The 23,103-nt window shown below is 42.6% G+C and carries 21 protein-coding genes; 12 read left to right on the top strand and 9 right to left on the bottom strand.

From position 1 onward, the window contains the following. The first annotated feature begins 648 nt into the window (after positions 1-648). A complete protein-coding gene (locus CCS90_RS02350; protein WP_099017895.1) occupies positions 649-1,218 on the top strand; it encodes a hypothetical protein in 570 nt (189 codons plus the stop codon). Between the two features lie 4 nt (positions 1,219-1,222). Here CCS90_RS02350 and CCS90_RS02345 read toward each other — a convergent pair whose 3' ends face one another. Continuing rightward, positions 1,223-1,909 carry a YjjG family noncanonical pyrimidine nucleotidase gene (locus tag CCS90_RS02345; protein ID WP_162846724.1) on the bottom strand — a complete coding sequence of 229 codons (687 nt, stop codon included), beginning with the start codon at positions 1,907-1,909 and terminating at the stop codon, positions 1,223-1,225. Beyond that, positions 1,902-2,885, bottom strand: coding sequence for an NAD-dependent epimerase/dehydratase family protein (locus CCS90_RS02340; RefSeq protein ID WP_099017893.1), 984 nt, complete (start codon positions 2,883-2,885; stop codon positions 1,902-1,904). Before CCS90_RS02340 ends, CCS90_RS02345 begins: the two co-directional genes overlap by 8 nt. An 80-nt stretch (positions 2,886-2,965) precedes the next feature. Here CCS90_RS02340 and CCS90_RS02335 point away from each other — a divergent pair, with 80 nt between their 5' ends. The 6 genes from CCS90_RS02335 to CCS90_RS02310 all read left to right on the top strand — a co-directional run bounded on the left by CCS90_RS02335 (position 2,966) and on the right by CCS90_RS02310 (position 12,824). Then, a complete protein-coding gene (locus CCS90_RS02335) occupies positions 2,966-4,315 on the top strand; it encodes an MATE family efflux transporter (protein ID WP_099017892.1) in 1,350 nt (449 codons plus the stop codon). A 236-nt stretch (positions 4,316-4,551) separates the two neighbouring features. Then, entirely contained in the window at positions 4,552-7,431 is a 2,880-nt protein-coding gene (locus tag CCS90_RS02330; protein WP_099017891.1) for a ribonucleoside-diphosphate reductase subunit alpha, read from the top strand. A 131-nt stretch (positions 7,432-7,562) separates the two neighbouring features. Next, positions 7,563-8,732, top strand: a complete 1,170-nt coding sequence (locus CCS90_RS02325) for a ribonucleotide-diphosphate reductase subunit beta (RefSeq protein WP_257205602.1) — start codon at positions 7,563-7,565, stop codon at positions 8,730-8,732. 38 nt (positions 8,733-8,770) lie between these two features. Beyond that, positions 8,771-9,478 carry a hypothetical protein gene (locus CCS90_RS02320; RefSeq protein ID WP_099017890.1) on the top strand — a complete coding sequence of 236 codons (708 nt, stop codon included), beginning with the start codon at positions 8,771-8,773 and terminating at the stop codon, positions 9,476-9,478. Between the two features lie 296 nt (positions 9,479-9,774). Beyond that, complete coding sequence (locus CCS90_RS02315; RefSeq protein WP_099017889.1) at positions 9,775-11,310, top strand: tryptophan halogenase family protein; 1,536 nt, start codon at positions 9,775-9,777, stop codon at positions 11,308-11,310. Positions 11,311-11,336: 26 nt separating this feature from the next. After that, complete coding sequence (locus tag CCS90_RS02310) at positions 11,337-12,824, top strand: tryptophan halogenase family protein (protein WP_099017888.1); 1,488 nt, start codon at positions 11,337-11,339, stop codon at positions 12,822-12,824. 149 nt (positions 12,825-12,973) lie between these two features. Here the strand turns inward: CCS90_RS02310 and CCS90_RS02305 are convergent, their stop codons facing one another. After that, positions 12,974-13,585, bottom strand: coding sequence for a DUF6445 family protein (locus CCS90_RS02305; protein WP_099017887.1), 612 nt, complete (start codon positions 13,583-13,585; stop codon positions 12,974-12,976). Between the two features lie 572 nt (positions 13,586-14,157). Here CCS90_RS02305 and CCS90_RS02300 point away from each other — a divergent pair. The 3 genes from CCS90_RS02300 to CCS90_RS02290 all read left to right on the top strand — a co-directional run bounded on the left by CCS90_RS02300 (position 14,158) and on the right by CCS90_RS02290 (position 15,649). Then, positions 14,158-14,517 (top strand): hypothetical protein, encoded by a 360-nt coding sequence (locus CCS90_RS02300; protein ID WP_099017886.1) that lies wholly within the window; start codon positions 14,158-14,160, stop codon positions 14,515-14,517. 62 nt (positions 14,518-14,579) lie between these two features. After that, entirely contained in the window at positions 14,580-15,143 is a 564-nt protein-coding gene (locus tag CCS90_RS02295) for a hypothetical protein (RefSeq protein WP_099017885.1), read from the top strand. A gap of 59 nt (positions 15,144-15,202) precedes the next feature. Then, the gene (locus CCS90_RS02290; RefSeq protein ID WP_218961645.1) at positions 15,203-15,649 is read left to right on the top strand and encodes a hypothetical protein; all 447 of its coding nucleotides are present in this window, start codon (positions 15,203-15,205) and stop codon (positions 15,647-15,649) included. Positions 15,650-15,708: 59 nt separating this feature from the next. Here the strand turns inward: CCS90_RS02290 and CCS90_RS02285 are convergent, their stop codons facing one another. The 3 genes from CCS90_RS02285 to CCS90_RS02275 form a co-directional block, all read right to left on the bottom strand. Next, positions 15,709-16,347 (bottom strand): hypothetical protein, encoded by a 639-nt coding sequence (locus tag CCS90_RS02285; protein ID WP_133566420.1) that lies wholly within the window; start codon positions 16,345-16,347, stop codon positions 15,709-15,711. A gap of 147 nt (positions 16,348-16,494) precedes the next feature. Then, positions 16,495-16,683 carry an IS3 family transposase gene (locus tag CCS90_RS14900; protein ID WP_371411547.1) on the bottom strand — a complete coding sequence of 63 codons (189 nt, stop codon included), beginning with the start codon at positions 16,681-16,683 and terminating at the stop codon, positions 16,495-16,497. 63 nt (positions 16,684-16,746) lie between these two features. After that, positions 16,747-19,056: a hypothetical protein gene (locus CCS90_RS02275; protein ID WP_099017882.1), complete on the bottom strand. Its 2,310-nt coding sequence runs from the start codon at positions 19,054-19,056 to the stop codon at positions 16,747-16,749. A gap of 748 nt (positions 19,057-19,804) precedes the next feature. Here CCS90_RS02275 and CCS90_RS02270 point away from each other — a divergent pair. Next, positions 19,805-20,233: a hypothetical protein gene (locus CCS90_RS02270; protein ID WP_133566421.1), complete on the top strand. Its 429-nt coding sequence runs from the start codon at positions 19,805-19,807 to the stop codon at positions 20,231-20,233. Between the two features lie 79 nt (positions 20,234-20,312). Here the strand turns inward: CCS90_RS02270 and CCS90_RS02265 are convergent, their stop codons facing one another. Then, positions 20,313-20,699, bottom strand: coding sequence for a VOC family protein (locus CCS90_RS02265; RefSeq protein ID WP_099017880.1), 387 nt, complete (start codon positions 20,697-20,699; stop codon positions 20,313-20,315). Positions 20,700-20,846: 147 nt separating this feature from the next. Here CCS90_RS02265 and CCS90_RS02260 point away from each other — a divergent pair, with 147 nt between their 5' ends. After that, the gene (locus CCS90_RS02260; protein WP_211336953.1) at positions 20,847-21,515 is read left to right on the top strand and encodes a helix-turn-helix transcriptional regulator; all 669 of its coding nucleotides are present in this window, start codon (positions 20,847-20,849) and stop codon (positions 21,513-21,515) included. 16 nt (positions 21,516-21,531) lie between these two features. On the opposite strand, the gene CCS90_RS02255 is transcribed toward CCS90_RS02260, so the two are convergent. Beyond that, positions 21,532-21,984, bottom strand: a complete 453-nt coding sequence (locus tag CCS90_RS02255) for a hypothetical protein (protein WP_099017878.1) — start codon at positions 21,982-21,984, stop codon at positions 21,532-21,534. A gap of 3 nt (positions 21,985-21,987) precedes the next feature. Beyond that, entirely contained in the window at positions 21,988-22,875 is an 888-nt protein-coding gene (locus tag CCS90_RS14895) for a prealbumin-like fold domain-containing protein (protein ID WP_180236482.1), read from the bottom strand. Positions 22,876-23,103: the final 228 nt, after the last annotated feature.

Raw genomic sequence — 23,103 nt, 5'->3', positions numbered from 1 at the left:
CTTGCTTTTAAGAATACGTCATTCTGAGCGAGGGTACCGAGTCGAAGAATCTCCTACAGTCTAGGCAATCCCTGATTATTGAAAACCACTCCAGCGTTATGAGATCCTTCAATTCCGCTGCGCTCCATTCAGGATGACAGCTTGCTATTAAAGAACAGGTCATTCTGAGCGAGGGTACCGAGTCGAAGAATCTCCTACAGACCACGTTATCCATGATTATTGAAAACCACTCCAGCATCATGAGATCCTTCAATTCCGCTGCGCTCCATTCAGGATGACAGCAAGCTATTAAGAACACGTCATTCTGAGCGAGGGTATCGAGTCGAAGAATCTCCTACAGACCACGTAATCTCTAATAATTGAAAAACCTTTCCAGCGTTATGAGATCCTTCGGCTGCGCTCAGGATGACAGCTTGCTATTTTAGACCACGTCATTCTGAGCGAGGGTACCGAGTCGAAGAATCTCCTACAGTCCACGTGATCCCTGATAATTGAAAAACCTTTCCAGCGTTATGAGATCCTTCAATTCCGCTGCGCTCCATTCAGGATGACAAAGGCTACCCTCTGGATGACAAAAAAACCCACGGATTCTTTAAGCACTGAGAAATGAGGTATATAATCATTAGAACTGTTATTTTGGAGGTTCCTATGTCAGTGTCTTTAATGCAACTTTGGTTGCCTATATTATTGGGTGGTCTTTTCTGTTGGATAGCCAGCGCCATTTTTCACATGGTGATTAAACACCACAACGCCGATTACAAACCCATCAGCAATGAAGAACAGGTGTCCGATGCCATTCATGCGGGTGACCCAAAACCCGGCTTGTATACCATGCCTTATTGTGTCGACATGAAAGACATGGGCGATGAAACTGTACAGAAAAAATTCACTGCAGGTCCAGTGGTTATGCTGGCCGTGTTTGAAAATGGCCTGCCACCAATGGGTAAACTGCTGGGTCAACAACTGCTGTATTTCATCATTGGCTGTCTGTTGATTGCTTATGCATCCACATTGGCACTGACGGCTGGAGCTGATTTCATGTCGGTGTTTCGAGTGGTGATGGTGACCAGCTTTTTGGCCTTTGGTTGGGGACTGATTCCTTTTTCAATCTGGATGGGACATCCTTGGTCAAACTGCATTCGCTTCTTGATTGATGCTTTGATTTATGGAGCCATTGTGGCAGCCACATTTGCTTGGCTGTGGCCAGCGGCTGGGTAAAGATTCAGGCTTTCAGCACCGTCAACAATTCATCAAAGCGCTGAATTTCATAATCATGGTCGCTGTAATCATGGGCTTGTTGGCGGATGTTATACCAACAGGTCCTCATGCCAAAATCAGCCGCACCTTGAATATCACAGCGGTAGTTGTCACCGACCATCAACACCGCAGCAGGATCACTCCATTGCATCAAGTCACAAGTGTGCTCAAAAATGGCAGCGTCCGGTTTGGCCACACCCAATGCCTCTGAAATCACCAAAGCGCCAAAGTGTTGTTTGATTGTACTGGCAGCAAACCTGGGGTTTTGCACCCGTTCCAAGCCATTGGTAATGATCGCCATTTCACAATGTTCAGACAACAGGTTGAGGGTATGTTCCACATGATCCAATAAAAACTGACACTTCGCCAATTCATCTAAATAATGCAAGCTGAAAACTGTAGGATCTGCTGACTGGCCTATGAACTCAAACAATTGAGCTGCACGTTGTTGTTTCAACTGTGCGATGGTGATGGTTTTGTTATCCAATTGTTGCCACAAACCCACATTCATCTTTCGATAAAAATCAATCAAACCTTCAGGTTTTGGTAGCTTGAAATGTTCCAAACTTTTCACCAAAGCCGTTTCTTCAGCCCGATCAAAGTCAAACAATGTGTTGTCCGCATCAAAGATGAGTTTGGTATGCTTATGCACTGAGAATCCCTCGTTCAATTAAGTTGGCCTTGATGTCCTGTAAGGTTTCGTCAAATGGCCTGATTGTATAACCCAATTCATCCTTGGCCTTCTGGCTGCTACAGCTGTATTGGTCTGAAATGATTTGCAAAGCCTCTGGGGTTAAATCAGGTGGGTTGCCAGATAAATAACCGATGGCTGATTGTATTTTGGCCGCCACTTTAATCAATGCCTGTGGCTTGCGCCTTTTGCTGACCGTTATCCCGAAACCATCCGCCACTTGGTCAATGAATTGTTCAAAACTCAAGTTGCTCCCACCGAGGATGTATTTTTCCCCCACCAGACCTTTTTCCGCCGCCAAAATACAGCCCCTGGCCACGTCTTTCACATCAGCAAAGGAACCGGCACCAATCGGAATTGTCGGCAAGGTATCACTGATCAACATCTTGAATAAACGGATCCAATTGTGCTGATCATCGACCCCAATGATGTGGGTCGGATTAACCACCACGGCTGGTAAATCAGTCGCTTGTTGTATGACCATTTGTTCAGCTTGGCTTTTGGTTTTGACATAATTAACCCAGCTGTTCAAGCCTTCCATGGGTGCTTGTTCGGTTAATTCAATCATGCCGTGGTGATCAACCCCAAACGTCGTTATGGATGAAACATGCAGCCACTTTTGCAAACCTTTTTCCTTGGCGGCATCCAGCAAGTTCTGGGTGCCATGGATGTTGGTTTGGCTTTGTCTGGTATTGTTTTTATTCCAGGTATTGGTGTCAGCGGCGGTATGGAACAAACAATCCACATGCTTAGGTAGTGCCGCCATCAATGAGCGCATATCCAACAAATCCGCTTGCACATAGTTGACGCCTTTGAGCGCATTTTCTGGTATGCTTCGACACATTGCGGTGACTTGCCAATCGGCTTGAACCAGCTGATGACATAAGTGTCTGCCTAAAAATCCTGTTGAACCAGTCACAAAAGCAGTTTTGGACATTGAAAGTATTCCGCAAAAAATAACAGTTTAATCGATTCTACCAATTTAGGTAAACAGAAGCTCAGTTTTAAGGTGAAGCCATGCAACCGATGCCAATCAAACGGCACATAACCCAAACCATCAAACTGTCAACGCCAATCATCATCAGTCAAATCACGGTGGTTGCGATGACTTTTGTAGACACCATCATGGCGGGACGTTTGGGCTCTGTGACGCTGGCTGCAGTGGCTGTCGGCAGTTCCTTGTGGTCGACCGCCATCTTGTTTGTCTTTGGTATTTTGATGGCCATACCTTCGGTGATTTCTGCCATGGATGGGGCTGATGAGAACCATAAAATACCTGGCTTTTTCCGCCAAACATTGTGGCTGGCCTTAATACTTGGGCTCACATTCACCGTGGTGATTCGCTTTATGGATCCCTTGTTTGCCTTATTTGATACCCAAGCTGAAGTCATCCCCGAAGCCAAGGCCTACCTCAATGCACTGTCATGGGGTGTGTTGCCGCTGGCCTTTTTTGTCTCATTTCGTTACTTGGCTGATGGCCTGGCCATCACCAAAACCACCATGTACGTCAGTTTCCTGGGCTTGTTACTGAACATCCCGCTGAACTACATTTTGATGTTCGGTAAACTGGGCTTTCCACCGATGGGCGCACAAGGTTGTGGTTATGCCACTGCCACCGTTTTGTTGTGTCAAATGCTGGCTTATGTCATCATCACCCACAAACACAAAATCATTGGATCCTACAAAATTTTCAGTCAATACGACTCACCCGATTGGCCCGAGATTTGGCGCTTTTTCCGACTTGGTTTTCCGGTCGGTATTTCGATGTTTGCTGAGGTGGGTTTCTTCGCGGTGATCACCTTATTGGCCTCATCATTGACCACCGAAACCGTGGCCGCCCACCAGGTCGCATTGAACTTCTCATCCTTGTTGTTTATGGTGCCACTTGGCTTGTCGATGGGCATCACCATCCGCGTCGGTAATGCAGTGGGACGCAACAACCCCATCGACATCAAAAATGCCGGCTTTTATGGCATTGGCATGGTGTTATTCACCCAAGTCTTGGCCGCGGCCGTGACCATCTTGTTTGCACCCCAAATTGTTGGATTGTATACCAAGGATGTGGCCGTGGCGACGATTGCCGTCAGCCTGTTGTTTTACGCCGCGGTGTTTCAATTGTCCGATGGCATACAAGTGGCAGCCGCTGGTGCTTTGCGCGGCATCAAAGACATGAATTTCATCATGCTCAGCAGTATTTTTTCCTTCTGGATGTTGGGCTTTGTGGCTTCTTGGTACCTGTGTTTCGAACTGGGATATGGTGCCGAAGGTTTGTGGATGGGCATCATTGTCGGTTTAACTTCTGCCGCCATTTTGAATATCATCCGATTTAAATTGAAAACCCAAAAACCACCCGAATTGTCAGCGTAAAAACCCGCCATCTTGGTATCAATTAATCAACAAAGTTTGTGCAGAAAATAAAGAGAATTTGCTAAGTCATTGATATTAGACCTTGGAAAAAATTTAGCAGATTTTATCCTTGCCAGCAGCTGAAAATATAAGATATTATCTTCTCCGAAGAGAGAGAGTCATATTGGGGTGACAAACGATCGCGACAAGCAATCTGCACCTGAATTATTTAAGCCAAATCAATATCGAAGGGTCATATGCAACATACAGATCAACCGGAAAGTCAGTCAAGTAAAGTTCAAGGATCAGCAACTCAATCAACAACCACCGAAGCACCAACCACCAACCAACCAAGCAAGTTCAGAGTCATCAGACGCAACGGCAAAGTCACTGATTTCGATCAGTCTAAAATCCAAGTGGCCATGACCAAAGCTTTTCTTGCTGTTGAAGGTGGCCAAGCAGCGGCATCAAGACGTGTCAGAGAGACCGTAGAAAAATTGGGTGACCAAGTTTTCATGGCCTTATTCAGACACATGGAAGATGGTGGTACGGTGCACATCGAAGACATCCAAGACCAAGTCGAATTGGCAATGATGCGTTCTGGTGAGCACAAAGCGGCCAGAAATTACGTTTTATATCGTGAAAAACAAAATGAAAAAAGAGCCCGTGCCAAAGCGCGTGCTGACAAAGACGAAAGCATTCCCAAAGAACCTTCAGAGGTTTTGCATGTCATCGATGCCGATGGCAACCGCAAACCACTCGATCTTCAACGCATAGACACCATCATCACCGAAGCCACCCGTGGCCTCAAAGGTGTGACCAAAGACCTGATCATCAAAGACGTGCGTCGAAACTTATTTGATGGCATGGCAGAATCAGACGTCAATGCTTCAATCACCATGACGGCTCGGGTGTTGATTGAAAAAGACCCGAATTACTCACATGTCACAGCGCGCTTATTGATGGACGGTATCCGTGCAGAAGCCTTGGGCTATATTTATGGTGAGCCAAAAGACGCCACCCAAAAAGACATGCTGGAAATCTATCCAGAATACTTTGGCAAATACATCCAGCGTGGGGTTGAATTGAACCTACTGGATTCAGAGCTTAACCGCTATGACATCCCTCGATTGGCCGCTGCCATTAAACCTGAACGTGACAAGAAATTCACTTACTTGGGTTTACAAACTTTGTACGACCGCTACTTCATTCATTTAGGTAAAACCCGCATCGAATTGCCACAGGCTTTTTTCATGCGCGTTTCCATGGGTCTGGCGATCAATGAAATCGATCGTGAAGCTCGAGCCATTGAGTTTTATGAATTATTGAGTTCATTTGACTTCATGAGTTCAACCCCAACCTTATTCAACTCTGGCACCTTAAGACCACAACTGTCCAGCTGTTACCTGACCACAGTGCCTGATGATCTGGACGGCATTTTCAGCGCCATCAAAGACGATGCCATGTTATCCAAATACGCCGGCGGACTGGGCAACGATTGGTCTCGAGTGCGTGGCTTAGGCTCACACATCAAAGGCACCAATGGTGAATCACAAGGCGTGGTTCCGTTCTTGAAAGTCGCCAATGACACAGCCGTAGCCGTTAACCAAGGTGGTAAACGCAAAGGCGCCATGTGTGCCTACTTAGAAACTTGGCACATCGATATGGAAGAGTTTCTTGAGCTGCGTAAAAACACCGGTGATGACCGTCGCCGTACCCATGACATGAACACAGCCAATTGGATTCCTGATTTGTTTATGGAACGGGTGGCCAAAGAACAATCATGGACCTTGTTCTCTCCAGAAGAAGTGCCTGAATTACATGAACTGTATGGCAAAGCCTTTAAAGCCAAATATGAAGAATACGAGCAATTGGCAGCCGAAGGTAAAATCCTCAATTCCAAAGTGGTCCAAGCCACCGACTTGTGGAAGAAAATGTTGACCATGTTGTTTGAAACCGGTCACCCTTGGATGACCTTCAAAGACCCATGTAACATCCGTTCGCCACAAAGACACACCGGTGTGGTACATTCCTCGAACCTGTGTACCGAAATCACCCTCAATACATCAGACGAAGAAATCGCTGTGTGTAACTTGGGCTCGGTTAACTTGCCACACCATGTGAATGAAAACGGCATCGATCACAAGAAACTAGAGAAAACCATCACCACCGCCATGCGCATGCTGGACAACGTGATTGATTACAACTTCTATTCTGTGCCACAAGCCAGAAAATCCAACCTGCGTCACCGACCCGTTGGTTTGGGCTTGATGGGTTTCCAGGATGCACTGTACATCCAAGACATGGCTTATGCCACCGAAGAAGCGATCAACTTCGCTGACAACACCATGGAAGCCGTCTCTTATTATGCGATCCAAGCTTCCAGTGACTTGGCCGATGAACGTGGTACCTACCCTTCTTATGAAGGTTCCTTGTGGTCACAAGGCATCTTACCGATTGATTCGGTTGAAATGTTGAAACAAGAACGTGGCCAATTCATCGAACAAGACCAAAGTGTCAGCATGGATTGGGATTCATTGCGCGCCAAAGTCAAAAGCCAAGGCATGCGTAACTCGAACACCATGGCGATTGCTCCCACAGCCACCATCTCAAACATCTCAGGCGTGTCACAGTCAGTAGAACCGGTGTACCAAAACCTGTTTGTTAAATCGAACCTATCGGGCGAATTTACCGTCATCAACCCTTACTTGGTAGAAGACTTGAAAGCGTTGGACTTGTGGGATGACGTGATGGTCAATGATTTGAAATACTTTGATGGCAGCGTACAGCCGATTGACCGGGTCCCAGAACATTTGAAAGCCAAATATGCGACGGCTTTTGAAGTCGATTCACGCTGGTTGGTTGAAGCCGCTTCAAGGCGTCAAAAATGGATAGACCAAGGCCAATCACTGAACTTATACATGGTGGAGCCTTCAGGCAAAAAACTCGACTCGCTGTACAAACTGGCTTGGGTTCGTGGTCTAAAAACCACTTACTACCTCCGTTCAGTCGGTGCCACCCACGTTGAGAAAAGCGTGGATGCCAGCTCGAACAAGGCCCCGGTCACAGCCGAACCAGGATCTGCAGCGCCTTTGGCCTGTTCCATCCTTGATCCGGATTGTGAAGCCTGTCAATAAAACCACACAGCCAGGTGATCTGACTTCATCTGGCTAAACACAACAACACGCGTGGTGCCCCTGGGAACTTGTCCAAAGCACCACAAAGTAAACATTAAAACTCAATAATATTGAGGAGCAAATATATCATGATGAATTGGGACGATCCATTAGGAATGGGCGAGAATAAAGAAGAAAACAAAGCACCGGAAGCCAAAAAACCAGCGGTCAAAGCAGAACCCACAGTGGCCGCAGAACCGACGGCACTAACCATCAATGTCACCCCAGAAAACACCCTGAACAATGCCAGCAAAGGCGTTGAGCCAGTTCGTGCTGAAGACAAAAGGGTGGTCAATGGTTTAACCGACGTGAATCAACTGGCACCTTTCAAGTACCCATGGGCTTGGAAATTCTTCTTGAACGCCAACAAAAACCACTGGACCCCGCTTGATGTCAACATGACCCAAGACGTACATGATTACAACAAAACCCTGACCGAAGATGAAAAACACGTGTACCAAAACGTGTTGTCATACTTAACCACCTCAGACATTCTGGCGATGCGCAACATCGGCCTGGCTGTGATGGAAAAAATGACCGCCCCAGAACTTCAAATCTACCAAGCGCGTCAGGTTTATGAAGAAGCCCTGCACACTTGGACTTACCAACATTGTATTGAAACCATTGGTCTGGACCAAGGCGAAATCTACAACCGCTACCGCGTGGTACCAGAGATCAACCAAAAAATTCAAGTCGCCAACCGCCGCCTGGATTCCATCATGCGACCCAACATCGACCTGAACGACAAAGACGAGCTGGAAAACTTTGTTCTTGCTTACATGTTCTTCGGCGCCATTTTCGAAGGCTGTTGGTTCTACAACGGCTTCAGCCCGATCTTCGCGTTACAAAGACGTGGCCTGATGAAAGGCACCGCCGAGCAGCTACAGTACATCATGCGTGATGAAGTGATGCATTGTTCATTCGGCATCCGCGTGGTGAAACAAATCATCGAAGAAAACGACGTCAAACTGGATCCAGCGAAAATCCGTGACATGTGGGACGAATCTGAAGCTGCCGAATCCGGCTATGCCAAATACCTGCTGCGCCGACCCATCCTCGGCTACTCCGCTGAAGATCACAGCGAACAGTTCAGATACATCGCCAACCGCCGCGCGCGCCAACTGGGCATCGAAGAACCGTTCCCCGGCGCCGAATGCACCCTGCCATGGCTCGACGAACAATCCAACCTGCGCAAAGAGAAGAACTTCTTCGAAACCCGCGTGACTGAGTACCAAACCGGTGGAGCGCTGAGTTGGGATTGAGGAACAACACCGTAGAGCGACACATAAGTTGAAATTTTATGAAAAACAATTCTATACAGATTTGTCTTATATTAATGCTAGGAGGATGTTCTGATAATACATTAGAAAATAAGCTAGTTTTTAATACTAAAGCATCTTGTTCTAGTTTAGGAGAAGATATTATTTCTTGTGACACTAAAGAAGCAATTTGTTTAGGTGAAGATATTAATTTTAATGATATTTCTGGAGATGCAGGAAAGTCCTTTGTAGATTTGACAGAAATTGGAATGACATTAGGTAATGAGTGTATTGGAGTTTCATGGACAATGAATGATTTGCCAGAAGTGTTAACAATTGATCATGCGGCCTTAGAATTGTATGCAAATAATTATTCATGGTTAGCCTATTTTGATATTGATGGAGATTGTCAGCCTTCAAAAGGAGATTTGTTTATAAGTATTGACAAAGATAAATTTGAAAAGCAACCTGAAAAAACAATTCCAATTTCAAAATTCGCAGATGGTTCTCTTGCGGAAATAGAGTCAATAACAGATAACGGTCAATTGGAGGTTAAAACAAAATTATTTGTTTCAACAAGAGTATCAAACAATACTCTTACAGTTTATTTACCAAAAGCATTGAACTCAAATTTAACAAAGATCACAAAGTCTACCACTGTACATTTTACAGCACAATTTAATGATGGAAAGAATCAATATATAGATTATTTCCCGAATAATCAGAGTTTTTGTATTAGAGAAAATTGATGCAGTTAGATTTTATTTAGAGGAATAGATAAATTATATCTTGTAATATGTAGTTTTAAATCCGGCTAACTAAACAAACCAACCCACAAAAACCATCCCTTACCATTAACTACATACAAATCATATTGGTCGCCTATGGAATGCCTTTCCTAGATTTGTGATTAAATGGTTTTCCCATGGCAGTTTGTTATTTCAGTAGACTTAAAAGTTTCGGGCAGTTACACTGATAAAAATCTGAAAAGAAGAGACTTCATCTTCGCTTTTATTATAAATTTAGCAACAAATTAAGTAACATAATGATTAAAAATATAGTAATTGTCGGCGGTGGTACTGCAGGCTGGATGACTGCTGCAGCGCTATCAAGACACCTCCCAGAACAATGTAATGTTCGTTTAATTGAATCCGATCAAATTGCGACGGTGGGTGTTGGTGAAGCCACCATACCGGTCATTCGCACCTTTAATGCTGGGCTTGGTATTGATGAACAGGAGTTTATGCGTGAAACCAATGCATCTTTCAAGCTAGCGATTCGGTTTCAAAACTGGGGAGAAATTGGTGAGGATTACTATCACGCCTTTGGTTATTACGGCTTCCCAATCAACGATGTTTCTTTTCATCATTACTGGATGAAGATGCAACAAGACCCAGATATTGGGGGGATTCATGAATACAACATGCCTTATATGGCTTGTGTTGATGACAAATTTGAACATAAACAATTTGATAATGAATCTATAGGATCTCGCTATTTTTATGCCTATCAATTCGATGCCACGCTTTATGCGCGCTATTTACGAAAATGGTCAGAAGCAAAAGGGGTGACCAGAATAGAAGGCAAAGTAACTGAGGTAACACAAAACAATGAAACGGGCTTTGTCGAATCGGTCACGCTAGAAAGCGGTGAGTGTATTGAAGGCGAGCTGTTTATTGATTGCTCTGGTTTCAGGGCCTTGTTATTAGAAAAAACGCATAAGATAGGCTACAAAGATTGGAGTCACTGGTTACCTGTTAACCGCGCTTGGGCTGTTTCTACGGCTTATGAAAATGAAGACACACCCATACCACCGTATACACGTGCACGCGCGTTGACTGCGGGCTGGCAATGGCGGATTCCGCTACAAAATCGCACCGGCGATGGCAATGTATTTTGCGACCAATACCTCAGTGAAGACAAAGCCTTGGATCAATTGTTGGAAAACATAGAAGGCGAACCCATTAACGAGCCTCGTTTATTGAAGTTTACCACCGGAAAACGCGAAAAACTCTGGCATAAAAACTGTGTTGGCGTTGGCCTGTCTGGGGGCTTCTTAGAGCCACTGGAATCTACCAGTATTGCGCTTATTCAAGCGGCTATCCTACTGCTTATCAGGAACTTTCCGAGTAAAGATTTTGCACCGGCCACAGAAAATGAATTCAATCGAAGGATGGATATCAAGTATGAAGAGTCAAGAAACTTTATCATGCTGCATTATCATATGACCCGAAGAAATGATTCTGAATTTTGGAATTATTGTCGAACCATGAAGATCCCTGATGAGCTACAACATCGCATCGATGTATTCCGTCACAGTGGTCACACTGCACATAAAAACTCAGATTTATTTATCGAGCACAATTGGTTGCAAGTGATGTTGGGTCAAGGCATCAAACCTGATTCCTATGACCCAAGGGTTGATGTGGTTGATCCACAAGAGGTCAAGCGGCTTATGGCACAGATGAGAACGGATGTTGCCAAAGCGGCCAAAGCCATGCCCACACACAACGAAACGCTTGCCCGGTATTGTGCGGGTGAGCTGATTTCAAATCCCCTGTCCAAGTCATCAAAACAATAAACGTCTATAGCCCAGCGGTACCAAACATGAAGAACCAAGAAATAAATAGCATTGTAATTGTTGGAAGAGGAATAACAGCGGTGACTGTGGCCTCTGCGATCGCAAAGTCCATGCCACAAATAAAAATAACTTTGATTGGCGCGGATGACGAACAATCAGCAGCCTTGTCCATGCTGCCACAAATCCATGAATTTCATCGCCTACTTGGCATCGATGAAAAAGCGCTCATGCAAGCCACGCAGGCTACATTTAAGTTGGCTACGATTTATCAGGACTGGAATAAACCTGGACATAGCTATACGCAACCATTAGGTCCACATGGTGCTGCCACAGAATTTGTTGGGTTTCATCACTTTGCAACAAAGATGCATCAGTCAGGCGACAACACGGCCTATAGTGAATATGCTTTGAGTGCCGTTGCGGCTGAAAATAATAGGTTCATGCATCCACAAAGCGACCCTAATTCAATTTTTTCGACCATGGCTTACTCGCTACATATTGATGCCACTGCTTATAAACAATATTTGCTTAACCATGTGTTACAAGATAAGGCTCACTTCAAGACTGAAAATATTGTTGATGTTAGTTTGGATGAAAACAACGGTTTTATAAATTCCGTCACCCTGGAAAAGGGTGAAAATCTCAAGGCGGACCTGTTTATCGATTGTTCTGGAAACGCTGCCAGTTTAATTGAAAAAGTAATGGGGGTTGGTCGTGAAGATTGGTCTTGTTGGTTACCGGCGAACCGGGTTTTATCAACCACCATTAAATCCAAAGGCGAAGTGATGCCTTATACACAAGTGGCAGGTAAGACCAAGGGTTGGTTTCGCCATGTCCCGCTATTAAATACGATTGTACGAGAGTTTGTTTATAACAGTGACGAAGTCAGTCTTGCTGAAGCCAAGAATATAATCACCACAGGACTTTCACCGAATACTTTCAGTGAACCTTCCCTGCGTGAACTTCACTCAGGACAGCGACAACAGCACTGGTCTAAAAATTGTATTGCTTTTGGCTCAGCGGCTGCAGATTTTGAGGCGTTAGAAATGTCCAATTTACAATGGGTTCAAGTGGCTGTACAGCGATTCATTAATTTGTTTCCGGACCAAAGTTGTCATCCGGCATTGGTTAATGAATACAACCGTTTGACGCAATTGGAGCTTGATAATATACGGGACTATAACCTGTTACATTATTTATCGGTCACCAAGCAAGAGTCGATGATGTGGAATCAATGGCGTCAACAGCCCTTACCAGATTCGTTGAAACACAAAACCGCATTGTTCAGCATTCATGGTCAATCGGCCTCCTATGAGCTAGAAACATTTCTCGAAGGTTCTCGAGCCTCAACATTTCTTGGGCTTGGTATGTGGCCCGATAAATATGATCCATTTTTAGACAGCTTTGATATTGAAGACCTCAAACAACGGTTTGATTATATGCGTGCAGCGATCAGAGACACCGTGATAAAAATGCCGAGTCATCGTCTTTATTTAGAAAAATATTGTGAATGAGACTCATGGCTGTATCAATAAAACCCAATAGAACCTGCGCGGCACATCCCATGGTTCGCACAACAGTCGTGGCCATATAAAACAAAATGGATGGTTTATGACCGCTTCATTGAACAGAATGAAGCGTTAAAATACCTATCGGCAAAAAATCAGCCATTGGCCTGACGAAAAAACATCAGATACACCAAACGACCATTTTCAATTTTATCACCAAAGCTCTCTCCAGCCGTGTGCCACAGCCATGGCCTGAGCAGAATCAAGCGATTAAAACGCATCGGAATCCTCATGGTCATCTCCCACTTTGAATCGTCATTGGTGTCTCTGTCCAATATATCTGACGTCCACTGCTTAGCGGAAGGCACGCCAAATTTTTCCATCGCTTCTTGATCACTGAAGGGTGCTCGCTCGGTATTGGTTGGAATGTGACGGAAGAATTCAGTCCCACCACGACAGTCTTCTGGCTCACTGAGATAGAGAATGCCAGACCAATGAGAAGCATCAACATGCACTTTGGCTGTACCGACATCAGATGCCAAAGCGATTCGACAGTTACCATGGGCTTGGTTATGACTCATCGGCAACAAGGGCTCCCCTACCAGACGAGACACTTCATGGTGCAAGCCTTCGATTTCAATTTGTTGTGAGGAGTTTCGCCCAGGATAAGGCCCTTTGGTCGCTGGATATTTCAAGCCAAGTGCTGCATTTCGCAGTGGATAAGGGTCATCAAGAAAGTCATCAATCACAATGAATGAAGTAGGCATAAAAGTCAATTCTCCTGCTTAAGGTGCTGGTATCAATTAATTTTAACAGCTCTCCATAAGACAGTCACTCAATAATAAATCCCCATCAATAAAAATCGCTGAACCCAAAGGTTCAGGCGGAGCCCATCCAGGACATAAATCAGATGAAGCCACTTAACTGAACTTTTTGATTGAATACTTTTGTGGCCAGAAAATCTGGTAAGGCCTGAATTTATTAAGCCCATTGAGGCCATTCTAAGAATGCTTTATTAGTAAAACATAACGTGTTTTATGTGATACTAATTAAAGGATGAAAATATGCTGACTAAGTGTTTCCTGGCGACTAAGCACATAACCTTATCCAAAGAAAAACTCCTCAAAATGCACTTTTATTAAGAATTTACCTGATATTAGTGCAATCGTGCATTTATATCCGTCTATAACCTACTATAGATGCATTAAATAATTTCCTATAATGTAAGAAATCAACAACTTATGGTAATATCATGGTTTTTTTAATGCATTTATAACAAGGTAAACAGATGATAGTATGCATAAATGCACCTATAATAAATTGTTATGTGGACTAAGCAATGATTAGAATTTGTGCTGAATGTAATAATAAATCTGTAGAAGCTGGTGTTTATCTTTGGTCATCAAGCCAGGTTCAATGTAATTCTTGTGGCGCAAATTTCGAATTAAAAAGCACTTTACTTAACAGAGTGGTTTTTTGGGTTGTGACAATTATTATTTCCACCCCACTTTTATTCATTATTGTTTTTGGCTATTGGAAAGTTCTGGTATTATTTATTCTTTGTGTGGGCTTTGTCTTTCCGTTGTATGAGGCAAGATTTGGTAAGTTACAACTTTGTGGTGTTAGAGCAAGGCTGAAGAAAAAAGGAGTACATATTGATCCAGAAAAAGCTATCGATGTTCGAAACCGTCGCACATAACAAACACATGCAGTCGGACGCAGTAATGCTGCGCCGCTGATGTGAGGCGTTAGGAACCTATAGTGGCTGGAAAAATCAACTGCACCTTTGCAATTCTAGTATTTCTAACTAGCTGTGCGGTAATACCTTTGCCAAAAAATGAACCTGTTTTGGTGGTTGGTATTCCGATAACAATGGATGACACGAATTGGTATAGAGATTATTGCTCTTACGGTCAGCCAATGAACGACAAGAAAGTGCCTTACGGCGAGTCCTGTAACAACAGTATTCTCGTTCATGCATACATGCATAGTGTCAAAATTAAGTACCCTAAAAATGAAAATGGTACATTGTTTGAAACACCGTTGATTGTGGCTTTAACTGGTGGAAAAAGAGTTGATTTCACCTTTGATAATCAAAATCAATGGCAATTTATACTGCAACCTAGTCCTAAGGATTTCGCTGAAGATACTGGAATAAAATATATGGCCACATCTATAAGCTATAACGAAGATAATGGATGTGTTACTGATTTTTCGTACATGCATACCGATTATAGGAAATGTCCGGATCGCAGTTTTCATAAAAGAAATAAAGGTAACTGTTTGTCCATAGAAACACTAAAAGAGCACTATAATGAGCATTAAGTTTACAATTAATATTCCTAACAATACGCAGCTAGCAATTTTGTTCGCTGGCTCACTAAATGCCAGAGCTTGGCGTTAGGCACTACATGGAGTTAAGCGTGTACCCCAAAGTTAAAGACCCGAGCATGGTTGGAGAATATCCTGCTCTCGCTAAAGCGGGAGGGGGCTATGTGTGGGATGAGGTGCTTGAATACAGAGTTTGGTGTCACCCTGAAGAAGGCGACGATTACTACTATGCATTCGAGGATTGCGAAACCGCTTTAGAATGTTCCCTCGAGGAATGTGGAGCTGAGTCACCGCTTGCTCTTGTTTTGCAAAAAGAATACATAGACGAATCTGAACCTGGGGAATATGTTCACGTTAAAGAAGAGCGTATTACCGAATGGCCCATAGAATTCCTTGGTCGTCCTCGAAGAAATGAAAGGACAATTCCTAATTTTATGTCTCCGGACGCTCCAAGCAATAAGCTAGATATTCTTCGTGGAACCGTAGGTAAAAATGCCTAACAAACACATCAAGAACTAACCAGGGACAGGCACCCCATTCAACACTGATTGGATTAGAGCTATTCCAGAGCTGGTGTGATTGAAGTGCCTGCCCTTGATTGGTTATCTAAAATCTCTTTAACTTTTGATTTTAATTCATCTATAGAAAGTATCAATTTGTTAGTTTCATTTCTTACAATATTAGTGTTCTTTTCTATGAATTTAAAGTTATCTTCTCGGTAAATGTTTTTGTTTTCATTTTGTTTGAATGCTGTAAGGTTACCATCACTAGAGTAATAATAATTATTGTCCTGATCAAATTTCAAAAAAATCACTATATTGTCATTGACTTGATAATTGTAGTTAGTGCTGTCCTCTAGGCACATTCCATCATCACCACAGCCTCCTTCCATTTTAACAGTGACAAACTCCTCTGAATGTTGCCCTTTAATAACTTCATCTATTTTTATGACAAATGATGTCATTGGGGTCCGAGTATTAACTTTTCGAGTTGAGATTTTATTGTTTTCTTTGGTTTGTAGTTCAACAATTACATCCTCTGATTGTGATGATTTATTTTCTACCTTGCCACTAATAATTAAATCTGCAGAGTCAATCAAACTTTCTATGGATGTATCCATATAAGTTGATGCAGCTACATTTGAAGTATGTAAAAAAAGTATCCCTAAGGAGGTAATGAACAATGATATTCTTATCATAATTATTCTCTGGTCTTTGTATTGTTTTAAATTTAATTAATCAGACACCCTTAGAGAACCTATAATTAAAGCAGCATATTTTTTGCTTACTATAGGTTTCTTTGAAACTAAAGCGGTCAGTATGAAAATCCCCCAATTTACTGGACACTAGATTTTATTATAGTACTTACTTTCAAAATCGGTTGGTGATTCATCATTTAAATATGAATGTCGCCTGATTCGATTGTAAAACAATTCAATATATTCAAAGATGCTGCTTTTGGCAGCATCTTTGGTTTTGTACTTAGTCAAGTAGACCCATTCATTTTTTAGAGTGGCAAAGAAACTCTCAGCCACAACACTAAAGGGTACTGAACCCTTTATTTCTATTAAATAATTGTCCAGTTTAGTTGCTTTAGACTAACGTTTTGCATCAACTTTTAAGTTCTTAAACTGTAAATGTGTAACACCACTACCCGTTCCAGAAGTTGACTTAGACATATTTTCAATGGCAACTTTCAAGCTAGGTTTAAGTGTTGGACTGCTTCTTACACCTGAAGGAATGTGACCGTTATCGATTAACCAATTTAGTACGTATTCCCAGTCGATTATTAGACTGTACCATGAGTTTAACGGTACCTCGGCATTGAAAAAACGACCATTAATATTTATAAATTTCTTGTTTGTTCCAACAAAATCGCTAAATACCACTTCTCGATCATAATGCTGCCACTGTTTCATATAAGTGTTTATTTCAATTTCGTACCAAACCCCATCTAAAACCAAGTCCATACCTACTATCATTCTGCCAGCAGATCCGCCTGTGTTGTACTCATTGTACTTAACATCCAGAGAAACTTGAGTGTCCATCGGATGAGGATTGGTATCGCTATTCTTATCAAGAAAGGCAAACCAAGTAAACATATTGCGACCTGGCTGATAATTCACTTCATCAAAAGTATATTGATCAGTTTTCATCTCAACCGTGTAACCCCCTTCGCTACTTGATAACCAATTGATTGTAGAAGGACTGCTACTGCCATTTGGCATATAACTAAGACCGTTTGGACCAGGAAACCCATGACCGAAACCAGCTTCATTTTGGATACCAATACGGTAGTGTCTCGTTGAAGGGTCAGTTTCATCAATAAAGTCAAACAATTGGTCATCACCATTAAAGTCTACATAGGAACGAATATTTCGGGTAGTCAAACCATAGTCCCAACCACTAGGTCCAGAGTTATTAACCTCTTCAATTAAATTAGGAGACTGGAAAATCACGCTTTGTCCCACCCTAGTGTCCTCATCAGAGATAAAAACTATGTGTGAAATTTGACCAGTAAAAACTTCACCTATAGAGATGCGGTAAGATTTAAAACCAGATTGATTAACGTAGTTTCTATGAGATTGATTACCATGGTTTATATCTGTTCCAAAAATTTGCCAGAATCGATTAAAACTCATGTTATTTTGCCCTTGTAATATGAAACCAATTCCTGTTATTTCTGGTTCTTGGTGGGTTGATTTAAAATCAAACTCCAAGATTGTATTTGGTGTCACAGTGTAGTTCATTGGTACTTTTTTCCAACTGTTACCAAAAAACTTCAGAACATTGTTAGTTGCGCCCTTCACTATGTATGAATCTGCGTGGACATCCTGCTGAGAATCGTAACTTAGAACTGGAGAGCCCATCAAGGGTGGTTGTGGTTCTATATTTGCAGGACGTGTCAAACAAACTTCGTTACTTAAGTCTCCGTTATTATTGACCCTAATACAAAGTCCATTGTTTCTGAAGTGAGCTTGTCTACTCATGTCAACAATTGGTACCACAAACTTATCTTCATTGGTAGTGAAACTGCGGTTGTAAATTAAATTATCTCTAAACGTACTTGGTGCAGAACCAATTCTGTTCTCCCTTACTATTACAGATGCATTTGCAGCGAAATCAGTTCCTCTGATGTTTAAACAGTAGCGATGTTTGCATCCAGCAGTGACAGAAGTGATTTCTGGTAGTGGGCCGGTGGATACAATATTGGCTTGTATTGTCATTTCATCCAATACAATCCCTTGAGAGTAAGCATGATTTAAGCCCATTGGATCCTGTGTTGGCCACCCTACATGTGACATGAATACAAAATCATCAGGTGTTGATGATGTTTTAGTCCAATTTTTAGAGTAATTTGGAATGGCCACAGAATTACATGCAAAGATTTCGAGTGGTTTACCGTTGGTTGGTTTGCGCCAAATACAACCATTTAACTTTCCAAGCTTGTTGGCAAAAATTTCTGTTGTACATTGTTCAGAGGGATTACTGATTTGGCATACATTAGGAGCTGTGATCTTACCGTATTCAGCTGTTAATTGATCAGTATCTAGTAAAGTTCCTGTGTTGTATGCATGCTCAAGTCCCAAAGGATCTTGAGTTGGCCATGAATCATGAGACTTCATTTCGAAAACATCATAATTGACACTGGTTTTGGTCCAGTTTTTTGATGAGTTGATTGTGCTTGCTGCTTGACAATGAAAAATTTCAAGTGGTTTTCCATTTTGAGCTGCTCTCCACAAACATGTTTTTTTTCCAGAGTTGTTAACGGTATTGATGACTGTCATACATTGTTGATTGGTTTCACTAACCACACATGGGTCTCCAAAAAACAAATAACTAGATGCCAGTGATGATTGGGTAATTACCATTCCAAGAATAAAGAATATAGAGGTAGTTTTTTTCATATTTTTTCCATTTAAAGTGAAGTGTTATCTAATGATCGAAAATTCAAATTATCAAGTAATAATGTCATTTGAAAAACATTCAATCATCCATTATCTGACTTTATTGGTGGCCAGATGAAATCTTACAAATACTATGCACCCTAGTAAGGCAGTGGATACATTGAATAAACAATAAAGAAAGGAAGTTTGTTTTTAAAAAGAACAGTCACATTCATTAGATTCTCTGTATTTTAATATTAAATATACCAGTATGTTAAGTCATTTAATTTAGCTTTTCGAGGAGATGTGCGCAAAACCCCTATTTATCCCGTATCCCTTAAAACCTAGCTCTGTAGTGGTACAGTAAAATTGGCCACCAACTTAAAGGTCACATAATGTATTTTATGTAACCCTAAAAGAGGGCTTAAAAGGGGCTTGTTCAGGAACACCAAATAATAAAGCGGCCGTTTCCATTATTTTCCTTAGCACCAACTTGAAACCAATCCAGTCATCAGCAAATCAAAGGCTGATAATTATGTGCCAAAATGTGGCAGTCTGCTTTTTAATGACTGATATAAAATTACACTTCCACCTTAAAAACACATTTTTAAGTTGGTTTTTAGCCTTAAATTCAATCTTTGGTGAAATGAAATTGTTCAATTTACAGTGAATGGCTATCATTAATTATGTATTCGATTTTGAGGATTCTGCAAAGAATCACAGCAAAAATTGAAGCAAGGAAAAATGATAAGAAACTGTGAGGTAATTTGTGAGCGATTCTATAGGTAGTGATGTTTTCATCAAAATGAAATTCAAGGGGTTTATTGACTCAAACAATCAATTCAAACAAGGGATGTTGATGAATGATGAAGGCAAACGCTTGCTGATAAAAAAAGTTTTTCCTAGCCATTCTCAAGACTTCATCGATGTGTACATTGAATACGCCCATGTGGTTTCAGTCAATGGACAATTGAAGGCTGACCCCGCTGTGGTTCTGGGTTTTGATTTGCGAAAACAAAAAATCTATCCTGTGCTTTACCGCAACGACCTACTCGATCACAGCATTCATGTGTATGAAGCCGGAAACTTGAACGAAGACAATGCCGAATGGTTATTGAATTATTGGTCAGATTGGTTCAATGAACTCAATGCCGATGAGTATGATCATATCGAACAGGCCGAGCTGATGGTAGGCTGATAGCCAGTAGACTCAGGGGTTCTGCGGTTTTGTTCCAATAAAACCGAACCCGATGTAACGGGCTCGGATCCATGGGCTTTTACTCAACCACACAAAACGCATTCAGCTTATTGCCATCTAAATCACGGAAGTATCCGGCATAAAAGCCTTGGGTGGCATCTGTCGGGCGAAAACCAGGTTTGCCTTCATCAGTTCCGCCCAATTCCAAGGCTTTGTGGTAAAACGCATCCACTTGTGCAGGCGACTCGAAATACAAGGCCACCATCACGCCATTACCTACAGTCGCCGCTTGTTTGTTGAACGGAATCGTTACCGATAGCGCGGGGGCGTCAGGGGCAGGTGACCAAGCCACAAAATAGTTGTCCTCTTCCATATAGCGACCGACACCAATGGACTTAAACAAAGCATCATAATAAGCCACGGCGCGTGGGAAGTCGTTGGTTCCAAGGGTTACATATCCAATCATATTTTTTCTCCTCAATTCGTTGGTTGTTGTTAAAAATCACAGCTTAGCAAAACCCTGCTGACAGCATGGTGTCAGCAGTGATCGCTTAAGCTATAATCATGTTAATCATGGGATGCAAAACACGGTATGAGACGAGCAGACAGGCTGATGAAAATCACCCACTTCTTGCGCCAAAGGCGACAAGCGGTTACCGCCACGCAAGTGGCTGAATATTTTGGGGTATGCAAACGCACGGTCTACCGCGACATCCAATGTCTGATGGATGCAGGCGTGCCAATCCGTGGCGAGGCCGGTGTGGGTTACACCATAGACAAAAAATATTACCTGCCACCCATAGCCTTTGATGCCGATGAACTCGAGGCGATTGGTCTGGGAATCAGTATGGTTCGTCAATGGACAGACAAACAGTTTGCTGACAAAGCGGACAGTGCCTTTGAAAAAATTCAAGCGGTGTTACCTGCCAGTCTACAAGGCGAACTGAAACAAATCACCACCTATGCTGTACCCACGCGGCCACCCGTGCCATGGTCTGTCAGTTTTTCAGCTTTGCGTGAATACATTCGTGCCCGCCGCAAAATTCACATGGTTTATGTCGATGAAAATAAACAACAAACCCATCGCACCCTGCGGCCACTGGCCTTGTTCTTTTTCAATCCGGTCTGGTTACTGGCTGGCTGGTGTGAAAAACGCCAAGATTTTCGGAATTTCCGTTTAGATCGAATTCAGCAATTGGATGTAAACGAGGAAACCTTCAAAGATGACCCCAACAAAAACCTGTCGGCTTATTTAGCCAAAATTGAATCTTGTAACGATTGATTGGGAATTTATAGGTTCAATTTCCCTTGGTTTGAATCCGTTGATAAATGGACTGCTGGGTATCCAAAATTCCATTGTCCCAATAGGACTCGCTTCGAATGAATTGGTTGTCATGACCGAATTCAAACCAAAATGATTCACAATGGTCGCTGTTTTTGTCTTTCAAGTTGCTGATCGAAATCTTTTGGAAATTAAAACGGTTGGGCGCTTTGCTGGGTATCAGCTGCAAAGTTGGTTGATTACCCAGTGGGCAGTAATGAGTTGCCGTCAGCTGCTGACTATCCAAAAAATAAACTGTCAATGCCTCAATTTGTTTTTCCGGCCAGTGCCATGTTTCTATGATGATCGAACCACAGGCTGATTCACGAAATTCAACCGTGGTGGTTTTATTCACTGCTTGCCATTGTCCGGCAAGCAATCGAATCTGCTGATAGCCTCGAATGTCCCTGCTGAGTTCAGCGCCAGCCATCCTTTAATCTACTGCATTCATGGTGTAATTGCGTGACATGGTACAAGTCATGCCTTGTTGACTGACCACTGAATGCAGTTTGCCTGACATGCTGCTTTCGTCAGCCACATTCAGCGTAAAATCTATTTCCATTGGAATGCCTTCATGTGATCCACCCACGGTACCTATGTAATTACAATTGGCGGTTCGGTTGAATTCGATGGTGGCTTCGTCTTCACTCAAGCCCGATGCCGTCAAGGTGCGACAACTGTTGGATTTTTCAATGACGCCAGTATCTCTGCTGGGTGCCAAGGGAACGGTCATCGACATTACACCAGTACAAACCATTTTTCCAGGTAAATTAGAGACCCTCCAAGAACCCTCTTTGGGGCAAATACAGCTCACCAAATCATCATCGCCATCGTTATCACCGTCATCATTGCCACCGTCATCGCCATCACCATCATCACCTCCATCGTCACCCGGACCATTGTCAACATCATCCTTGGTATAAATGAAGACACATGTGACCGTTTCGCTGTTGTCTAGATTGAAAGTTGCTCGACCGCTGGCCACATCGCCAATGCTTGGCGAGGCACTGGAGTCATCATCACAGCTGATACTGGTCAATGAATAATTGGCTGCCAATAAGGCTGGTTCAACATAACTGACACTGCTTTGGTAACTGCCTGGCGTCAGACCAGTGGCAAAGATGGCACCACTGGGTAATGAGACTTCTCCATCAGGCGTACCACTGAAACGCACCGTGCCGCTGATTGCTGGCTCTGTCATGACTTCAACGATTGCTTTGCCTGATTGGGCTTGTACTGGCATGACAATACCAATACTTGAAAAGAGGCTTACTGATAAAAACAATAAGCTTGAAATGATGTTGTTGAGGTTCTTAGTCATAATTAATTCCACCCTTAAAGTTGACTTGAGTGCACTACAGGAACTGGCATCTCGTCTTATTATTTTCACAGACTTATGGATGTTTTGCAAGTGAGTCAGCCCGACCTAAATGACACCCAGCTGTGAGTGTCAATTTAATACAAAGATGCTGTTTTTTCTTCTGCTTCAAAATAAACCATAAAATATTTGCATGTATTTGCAAATGATTTATAACGATATAAATCAATA

The sequence above is a fragment of the Marinicella litoralis genome (assembly GCF_002591915.1).
GTDB lineage: Bacteria > Pseudomonadota > Gammaproteobacteria > Xanthomonadales > Marinicellaceae > Marinicella > Marinicella litoralis.
This window is presented reverse-complemented; position numbering and strand designations above follow the sequence as displayed.

Bases quoted from the DNA above. Each gene is read 5' to 3' on its own strand.
- CCS90_RS02335 (WP_099017892.1), top strand. From the start codon at position 2,966: ATGCAACCGATGCCAATCAAACGGCACATAACCCAAACCATCAAACTG.
- CCS90_RS02350 (WP_099017895.1), top strand. From the start codon at position 649: ATGTCAGTGTCTTTAATGCAACTTTGGTTGCCTATATTATTGGGTGGT.
- CCS90_RS02325 (WP_257205602.1), top strand. From the start codon at position 7,563: ATGAATTGGGACGATCCATTAGGAATGGGCGAGAATAAAGAAGAAAAC.
- CCS90_RS02340 (WP_099017893.1), bottom strand. From the start codon at position 2,885: ATGTCCAAAACTGCTTTTGTGACTGGTTCAACAGGATTTTTAGGCAGA.
- CCS90_RS02265 (WP_099017880.1), bottom strand. From the start codon at position 20,699: ATGATTGGATATGTAACCCTTGGAACCAACGACTTCCCACGCGCCGTG.
- CCS90_RS02330 (WP_099017891.1), top strand. From the start codon at position 4,552: ATGCAACATACAGATCAACCGGAAAGTCAGTCAAGTAAAGTTCAAGGA.
- CCS90_RS02310 (WP_099017888.1), top strand. From the start codon at position 11,337: ATGAAGAACCAAGAAATAAATAGCATTGTAATTGTTGGAAGAGGAATA.
- CCS90_RS02300 (WP_099017886.1), top strand. From the start codon at position 14,158: ATGATTAGAATTTGTGCTGAATGTAATAATAAATCTGTAGAAGCTGGT.
- CCS90_RS02275 (WP_099017882.1), bottom strand. From the start codon at position 19,056: ATGAAAAAAACTACCTCTATATTCTTTATTCTTGGAATGGTAATTACC.
- CCS90_RS02320 (WP_099017890.1), top strand. From the start codon at position 8,771: ATGAAAAACAATTCTATACAGATTTGTCTTATATTAATGCTAGGAGGA.
- CCS90_RS14895 (WP_180236482.1), bottom strand. From the start codon at position 22,875: ATGACTAAGAACCTCAACAACATCATTTCAAGCTTATTGTTTTTATCA.
- CCS90_RS02285 (WP_133566420.1), bottom strand. From the start codon at position 16,347: ATGATAAGAATATCATTGTTCATTACCTCCTTAGGGATACTTTTTTTA.
- CCS90_RS02255 (WP_099017878.1), bottom strand. From the start codon at position 21,984: ATGGCTGGCGCTGAACTCAGCAGGGACATTCGAGGCTATCAGCAGATT.
- CCS90_RS02305 (WP_099017887.1), bottom strand. From the start codon at position 13,585: ATGCCTACTTCATTCATTGTGATTGATGACTTTCTTGATGACCCTTAT.
- CCS90_RS02315 (WP_099017889.1), top strand. From the start codon at position 9,775: ATGATTAAAAATATAGTAATTGTCGGCGGTGGTACTGCAGGCTGGATG.
- CCS90_RS02260 (WP_211336953.1), top strand. From the start codon at position 20,847: ATGAAAATCACCCACTTCTTGCGCCAAAGGCGACAAGCGGTTACCGCC.
- CCS90_RS02290 (WP_218961645.1), top strand. From the start codon at position 15,203: ATGCCAGAGCTTGGCGTTAGGCACTACATGGAGTTAAGCGTGTACCCC.